General features: G+C 41.3%; 6 protein-coding genes and 1 riboswitch. Of the genes, 3 read left to right on the top strand and 3 right to left on the bottom strand.

Translation table 11 applies throughout. The features are described from left to right. Positions 1-414 precede the first annotated feature (414 nt). A riboswitch (cobalamin riboswitch) is annotated at positions 415-585 on the top strand. A gap of 26 nt (positions 586-611) precedes the next feature. The 3 genes from EHR06_RS01285 to EHR06_RS01275 all read left to right on the top strand — a co-directional run bounded on the left by EHR06_RS01285 (position 612) and on the right by EHR06_RS01275 (position 4,610). Next, positions 612-2,714: a TonB-dependent receptor gene (locus EHR06_RS01285; protein WP_135755366.1), complete on the top strand. Its 2,103-nt coding sequence runs from the start codon at positions 612-614 to the stop codon at positions 2,712-2,714. 1 nt (position 2,715) lies between these two features. After that, the gene (locus EHR06_RS01280) at positions 2,716-3,876 is read left to right on the top strand and encodes a YncE family protein (RefSeq protein WP_135755365.1); all 1,161 of its coding nucleotides are present in this window, start codon (positions 2,716-2,718) and stop codon (positions 3,874-3,876) included. A 95-nt stretch (positions 3,877-3,971) separates the two neighbouring features. Continuing rightward, entirely contained in the window at positions 3,972-4,610 is a 639-nt protein-coding gene (locus EHR06_RS01275) for an ankyrin repeat domain-containing protein (RefSeq protein WP_167492259.1), read from the top strand. A 51-nt stretch (positions 4,611-4,661) separates the two neighbouring features. Here the strand turns inward: EHR06_RS01275 and EHR06_RS01270 are convergent, their stop codons facing one another. Genes EHR06_RS01270 through EHR06_RS01260 form a run of 3 tightly spaced genes read right to left on the bottom strand, consistent with a single transcriptional unit; the run spans position 4,662 to position 7,497 of the window. Next, complete coding sequence (locus EHR06_RS01270) at positions 4,662-5,276, bottom strand: tetratricopeptide repeat protein (RefSeq protein ID WP_135755364.1); 615 nt, start codon at positions 5,274-5,276, stop codon at positions 4,662-4,664. After that, on the bottom strand, positions 5,273-6,634 hold the full coding sequence (locus tag EHR06_RS01265; RefSeq protein WP_135755363.1) for a Kelch repeat-containing protein: 1,362 nt from the start codon (positions 6,632-6,634) through the stop codon (positions 5,273-5,275). The genes EHR06_RS01270 and EHR06_RS01265 overlap by 4 nt, the downstream gene beginning before the upstream one ends. Next, the gene (locus EHR06_RS01260) at positions 6,631-7,497 is read right to left on the bottom strand and encodes an LA_3334 family protein (protein WP_135755362.1); all 867 of its coding nucleotides are present in this window, start codon (positions 7,495-7,497) and stop codon (positions 6,631-6,633) included. Before EHR06_RS01260 ends, EHR06_RS01265 begins: the two co-directional genes overlap by 4 nt. Between the last annotated feature and the right edge of the window lie 406 nt (positions 7,498-7,903).

Raw genomic sequence — 7,903 nt, 5'->3', positions numbered from 1 at the left:
TTTTTGGTTCGCGCAGAGAGCGCTGAGCTCACGAAGAGCACAGAGAGAATCGCACGCAGAGGCGCGAAGGCGGAGAGGATTTTTCAGGGTAGGTAGACCTAGGAAATTGCGGAATTGTTTGTAGGAACTCCTTCCTCCGGTTTTTTTCTCTCCGCCTTCGCGCCTCTGCGTGCGATTCTCTCTGTGCTCTTCGTGAGCTCAGCGCTCTCTGCGCGAACCAAAAATATACAAATAAGTTTCGCACGGAGTTCACCGAGCGCACAGAGTTATTTACTTATGAAACCCGCCAGGGATACGCAGGGCGCGAAGCGTCCCGAGCAAGCGAGGGACGAGGACGTATGTCCGAGCCCGGAGTAGCCCGGTCTTGCGTCAGCAAGAGGCGGCCAAACCTTTTTCAGATTGCTCCGCCGGGTCGGGTTGGGAACCTGGTCTTGCAAGTAGATCGGAAAAGGGAATCCGGTGAAAATCCGGAGCTGTACCCGCAGCTGTAATCGCCTAAACGGTCGGACAAAACCACTGTCGAAAGACGGGAAGGGTCCGAACCTTCGCGTAAGTCAGAAAACCTATCAGAGCTGCTTTCAATTCTCTGGCTTTCGGGAGTTAAGGCCTCAATGTTTAAAAGACCCAAACGATTCGGCAAGATCCTTCATCTAGGGCTCTTTCTGTTTTCAGTCCAAATATTTTCGCAAGAGAATCAGAAGACTGAAAGTTCCACTGTAAAAGTGGTGGGAAAGACCAGCTCTAATTCTCAACCGGAAAATTTCAGAAAGAACCCCACGGGTTTTCAGACTTCCATCGATCTGGACCAATACAATGCACGTTATACGAATCTTCCGGACGTTTTAGAAAGAGAAGCAGGGGTCAGGATCAGAAGATACGGAGGTCTTGGTTCTTATTCCACTCTTTCTCTTAGAGGAACGAATCCGAACCAAACCAGGATCTTTATAGACGGAGTTCCTTTTAATAATTCCCAAGGTGGAGAAGTAAATCTCGCGGACCTTCCTTTCGATAATTTACAAAGTATAGAAGTTTATAGAAGCGGTGCTCCCGTTGGATTTTCAGGATCTGCGATCGGTGGAAGTGTAAACTTAGTCACAAGAGCGGGCTCCGGTCCTCCTAAAACAAGAGTTAATATAGGAGCGGGAAGTTTTAATACCGGAAAAGGTGGCATAACGCATACCGGTACTTACGGCGGGATTGGCACCAGTGTATTCTTACTCGGAGAAAAATCGGACCAAAACTTCTCCTATCTGAACAATCATGGTACATTATTAGTCAATCCTTTGGACGATACGATCGACAGAAGAAGGAATGCTCAATACGAAAGAACTTCCGGGATGATCGGATTGAGCGGAGATATAGGCGCTACAAAGATCAAATTTTGGAATGATCTAAATTATAGATTCCATGGAATTCCAGGTCCTGCAAGCAACCAGACCCAACAAGTTCATAGAAGATATCTTAGAAATACTTCTTCTTTGGGAACGGACACAAAGGGTTTGTTGGATGGACTGTTAAGACTCGAAACCAGGACTTTTACTTCATTTACGAACGATGATCTATTCGACCCTAAATCTGAATTTTCCAAAGGAACTCCCAATTCTACCGCGCATATGGGACAGTCCGGGTTCCAGATCACTCCCACTTTTTATTTATTAGAATATTATCAAATTTTGAAATTCCATGCCGGGGTTGAAAGGGAAACTTTCGAAAGATCCAGAAGTACACCTCAGAATATAGATCTAAAATTCGAACCCGGAAAAACAAGGACCTATACTACTTTCCAGGTAGAGGACGAGTTCCGGTTTTTAGATGGAAAATTAGTTTTTACTCCCGGAGTTTCCTGGGACACCTACAGGGATAAATTTCAATCCGACGAACCTTGGTATAGAAAGCAGGATCCCTTCGCTTCTTCCGTGAAAACCACCGAATTTTCGAATCCTAAAACGGGACTTCTTTGGAGGTTTTGGGAGAAAGAAAATTATTCTTTGGAATTCAAATCCAATATCGCAAGACAATATAGGATCCCGAGTTTTTTGGAACTTTTCGGAGAAGTCGGAACGATCATAGCAAACGATTCTCTCAAACCGGAAAGAAGTGAGAATGCGGATGCCGGTTTCACCGGGAAATATAAAAACGGAGAACTCAAATCCAATATTACGATTTCCTATTTTAGAAAAAGGATCAAGGACATGATCCTATTCATTCCGAATTCACAATTCACTTTAAGACCTGAAAATGTGGACTCTGCAAGGATTGATGGAGCGGAAGTTTCTCATAAAACGGAATATAAGGGCTGGAAGTTTTTATTAGAATATACCTACCAAGAGGCGATCAATACTTCTCCTGCTCCTTATTTGAACGGGAAATATCTTCCTCTTAGACCTAAACATGAGATCTCAGGAACGATCGCATATAGAGGAAAAAGATGGGAGCTCGGTTTTGAAGGTGTGTATGTGGGGGCAGTATTCAAGGATAGAACGAATGAATATATAAATTACCAGCCTGCTCGCCAGATCTGGAACGCATATCTTACACTCGTATTATATACTTCTCCCGAGGAAGAAGATCCGACCAAAAAAGGAGAAAAGACTCCCAAAGAACTGCTCCTAAGTATAGATCTTAGGAATATGGGAGATAAAAGAGTGGAGGATATTGTAGGATATCCTCTTCCGGGAAGAAATTGGTTCATCACTTTGAGCGGGAGATTTTAAGATGAAATTTCTATCACGAATTTTTCTTTCTGGTTCATTGATCTTTTTTTCCTTCTGCGGAGATATAGAAAGACCACCCTTATATACTTTATTCTTAACTCCTAATCTCCCAAATAATATAGGAGTGGTAACCACTGATTTCGCGGGAGGAGGCAGATTTAAGGTGGTAAATCCTGAACTTCTTCTTTCTTATCCCGGATTAACTCCAATTCATTCCGACGCTATTGCCAGATTCGGTAACGATAAGGTATATATTCTAAATCGTTTAAATAGGGATAGTATCCAAGTTTTGGATCCTAATTTCGGATTCCAAACCGTATCCGAATGGTCTATGGGTTCCGGCACAAACCCCGCCGATATTGCGATAGTAGGGCAGAATAAGGCTTATATATCGCTTTATGGATCTAGAATATTAAGGATTATTCATCCTTTGACTGGGGCAAGTTTAGGACAGATAGATCTGGGAGGATATTCCGAGCCTAGTGCCGTTCCTGATAATCTTCCCGAGATGTCAGGAATGCAGATCGTAGGCACGAGTCTTTTTGTAGTATTACAAAGATTGGATCGAAATGATCCGACCGGATATTTTCCGCCCGGTCCCTGGGGATCTCTTCTTTTAGAAATAGATACGGTAACCGATTCTATCATTTCCGTTTATACATTCCCTTCTCCGAATCCAGTGGGCAAACCTCAGATATTGGAACTTTTCGGAGAAACCCATATAATTTTTGCGGCAGCGAATAGAATGGGTTTTTTAAGCCAGATTGACGGAGGGGTTGTGGCATTTAGACTTTCTACCCGGACTTTTCGCTCCGGCTTTTTATTTTCGGAAGCCGCTGCCGGTGGGGATATATTGGGAGTGCAGATCAAAGACGAGCAATTGGGTTACGCGAGCGTTCTGGATGCTTCTTTTAATAAAACATTACAAGTATTTAATCCAAGCACTGGGCAGAAGCTGGGGACTTTACTTTTTATTCCTTCTTCCTATGACGCGAGTTTGACTACGATCTTGATTGCGGATGACGAGATATTGTATGTTTCCAATACTCAGTTCTCTCAACCGGGGGTTACAATGTTCGATACCAGAGACAATCGGCTGTTAACTCCCGCACCGATCTCTGTGGATCTGCAACCTTTCGACCTAATACAGCTCAAAGAATAATTCCAATAGAATTCTTTACCTTCGGTCGAAACCGGATTGACAAAGCATTAAAAGAATGGATGATCCTTCGTTGTTTTTCGGAGGCCTATTCCTTGATTTCCGATATGTTCCAAATGATCGCCGCCGGTCATAAAGCCCAAGTGATCTATTCCTTGAGAGAAAGTCCGGATCTCGCCTCCAAGCAAAATCCGGAAGGGATCACTCCTGTACTTTTCGCTCTATATTACGGCAAACAAGATATAGTAAATTCGTATCTTACCTTGGGAATTCCGCTCAATCTATTCGAAGCGGCCGCTTTGGGACACGAGGAAAGAGTGAAAGAACTCGTAGACTCCAATCCGAGTATCGTTCACTCTTATAGTCCCGATGGCTGGACACCTTTACATCTTGCTTCCCATTTCGGAAAACTTTCCATTATTCAATTTTTATTGGAGAAGGGAGCGGACATACACGCTAAATCAAAAAGTAAATTATCGATCGGTAATACTGCATTACATTCCGCCGTGGCTTCTTGGAGGGCGGATGCGGTCGCATTACTTTTGGAGAACGGTGCGGATCCTAACTTCACTCAAGACGGCGGTTTTTCTCCTCTTCATATCGCAGCGTCTCGACAAGGAAATGAACAGATCGTTTCTTTATTATTGAAGAAGGGTGCGGATCCCGATCTAAAAACGGAAGACGGCAAAACTGCCAGAGAGATTGCAGCGGAAAGAGGGATTGCTTTTAGCGTTTAGGTTTTCGTCTTTCTTGATCTTTATAGTCCTCGAATATTTACAAATATAGAATTATACTTTTCTAATTTTAGTAAATATTACAAATAAAACCGCAATTTGTATGCTTAAAAGTAGATAAGTCCAGTTAAAACGATTTCTATTTTCGCGTTCCATTCTTTCCGTTTCCAATTCCATTTTTAATTTTTCTATTTCTATTCGCAGAAGGTTGACACTCGATATTAGATCTTCCGTATTCTTGTTGGATAGGCTTTGGGCGATCGAATTGACCCTGTATTGTACGGGCAATTTATTATAATGATGTGGATTATTTTCTAACTCTGCAAGTTCCTTTCGAATACTTTCATTCAAAGGCCATTTACTATACGCTTTTTCTAAATATTCTTTTGCTTTCTTGAAATTTCCATTTTTCTTTTCTTCTTTGCCGATCCCGATCCAGGCTTGTGTTAAGATAAATTCGGCCTTAGAATTGGAAGGGTCCGATCCTAAAATAGAATTCGCTAATAGTAAAGCTTCTTCGAATTGTTTGGACTCTAATAAAATGTTTCCTTCTTGGATCCAACTATTTTCTACGCTAGCTTCTTCTGATAATAAAAATAAAGGAAAGATAAGTAGAATAGAGAAGGCTACTATTCTAAAAATTACAGATTTCCAAAACGGTATTTTCATCTGTCGATCCGAACCGCTTTATGAGCATATCTTCTTCTTGGCATAGATAAAGAATGAGTTGTCCAAGCAGAACCCAAAGGATTTCCTGAATCCAAAGAATACACGGTATTTTCAGGAATATTAATGGAAGAAGCTCCTCCAAAAGAGAAAATTTTACGAGTCTCGTAAGAAGTTTGGACTGCAGGAAAATATAAAGAAGCAGGAAGACTCGGACCTAAAGAAAAAGACCCAGAACCCAACTGATAAAATTCGGTTCTATTCGTGGGAATAATAGAAGTCGCAGGTTGGAACACATTTCCGGAGCCTGTTGAACCTCCTACAACCGCAAAATAAACCCCATCCGCGGGAAAAGGATCTTGGGAAGAAGGTAAAATACAAACTCCGGCAGCTCCATGTTTAGATTCTCCTAAACTAGGCTCGCTAAAAGAAGTAGTAGTATTCGCAGAAGCGGCAAAACCATCCGTGCTCGAGTTCGCACTCCCGCTATTATAGGTCCTGCCGCCCGTATAAAAAATCACACCATTAATCGCGCAACCTGACATATCCACTCTGCTAAATATGGTAGATGCGGAAGAAAAAGAGATCCATTGGCCGCTAATTCCAAGTTCAGGATAAAACTTTAGAATTGTATTAAATACGGGACCGTTTGTCATATCGGTGGAATTAGAACCGGAAAGAATATAGATCTCATCTCCCACGGAACCCGCCACTGCACCGATAGAACCCGAAGGCAATGAAGACTTTGTTTCCCAAAGATCCGCATAAGGATCATACACTTCCACCTTGGAAGAAGAAACATAGGTTCCCGAAATATTCTCCATTCCTCCGATCACGTATATTTTGTTTTTATGATGTAATATGGACGCAAATATCCTGGGACTAGGAATATTCGTAATGGAAGAATACCAGGAATCCGTCACCGGATCAAATAGATCCACTTCTTTGATCGGTAGTCCATCGTTCCCGATACCGCCTAAAATCCAAATCCCTCTAGTTTTGGGAGGATCGTTCGAGATCCAGGTAGTAAATTCCAATATACTTCCTTCTTCTATCTTTTGAGAACCGCAGGTTAAGATCACTTTATAAGAAGTGTTCGAATTTAAGTTTTTCCATTCTAAAAAATGAGTTTTAGATAAGTGTGCACTGGGAAGGATCCCATCACTTGTATACATTGTACCTTTTGCAGGATGAGAACAATTCCAAGAAAGAACTGCAGAGTTAGGACCTAATTTTGCTACAAATGCAAATTCTGCTCTGGAAGATTCTTCCCCTAAAATTTCAGACAGTCCGGATGTATTGCAGAAGTAAAGTTGCGGAGTTATGGAAAGAATTAAAAAAATAGAATATATTCTTCTCATATCGCAAACCCCCAGGAGAATCGGAGGCCTGACCTGCAAAAGTTGGAACCTTCTTCTATACTACATTGAGAGCGAATGCCCACCCGGATGGAAGATCTGGATTCAGTCTGCCAATTCCAGCCAAATTCAAAAATCAGATCGGGATTGGCCGCTGAGACCTTTTCGTCTCCGGTTCGAATTAGATTACTAAAACCGGCTCCCAATAACCAATACGGAGAAGAATTTCCGTAATATCTTCCAAGATAAGCGGACTGGCTCCATATACTTAGGCTTCCATTCTTACCTTTTCCGATAGATGCCTCTGAAGAAACTCCGTAGAACCAAAACTTGGAGTTTGTATCCCTTTCTAAAAATACACCTCCTCCGTATGTAATCGGGAATGTCCGACCCCATGGTCCCCAGGAATAATATCCTGAACCGAAAAATCCGATCCTCCATTCTATTTGTTTAGAAGTTTCTAATAGATACTTTTCCGGAATGATAGGTGATTCGGAAGGTATATCTTCGAAATTATGGGAGAGGATCTTATATCTATCCAGCTCCACAAAACCTAGTTCGGTTTTTAAGATAAGTTTATTTTCTTTCTTTTCGATCAAGATCCCTTTGAGTTGGGTTCCATCGGTCAATTTGAATTCGGAATAACGATAAGAAGAATCCGGTCCTTTTTTTCTTGGATCTACTCTTTGGAGTTCCGACCTGGGGACCTTGTATCTTTTCTCTTTCCAGGAAAGAAGAATATACCCCGGCTCTTCCGAAACTTCTTCAGCGATATAAGCATCTCCATTCTTGAATAATATTTCAGAAGCGAAAAGATAAGAAGGGAAGAAGATCCCGAAACAAACAAAGGCAAATTTTTTAGACATAAAACACGGAAGAAGATCCAAGTGAAAGATCGGGATCTTCTATTTAGATGGGATTTGACTTCTTAGAGTAAAAAGAAAGAAAATTATTTTTAATTTCTGCAAAATATCCCAAATTGGTATATTTTAAATATTGTATGTTCCTTTGGGGAACACTTCATTTTTGCTAAATTGGAGAATTCATGCGGAATATAGATTCCAAATTCCAAAATAAGTAGTTAATGCGAATTCCAATTCGGTATATTTGAAAAAAGAATATGGATATTATGACTTTTAATATCCTAAATTGGGATATTTATGTTTGACATAGGAAATTTTAAACGCGTTAGTGCTTTTATATATAAAGATCACCCTTAGGTGAAGTGCTCACAGCTCGGCTAATTCCCTTCCGGAGTAAAATCCGGAAATT

Origin of the sequence: Leptospira dzoumogneensis (assembly GCF_004770895.1) — a bacterium.
GTDB classification, from domain to species: domain Bacteria; phylum Spirochaetota; class Leptospiria; order Leptospirales; family Leptospiraceae; genus Leptospira_B; species Leptospira_B dzoumogneensis.
The sequence above is the reverse complement of the archived record's forward strand: the minus strand, read 5'-3'. Positions and strand labels throughout refer to the sequence as shown.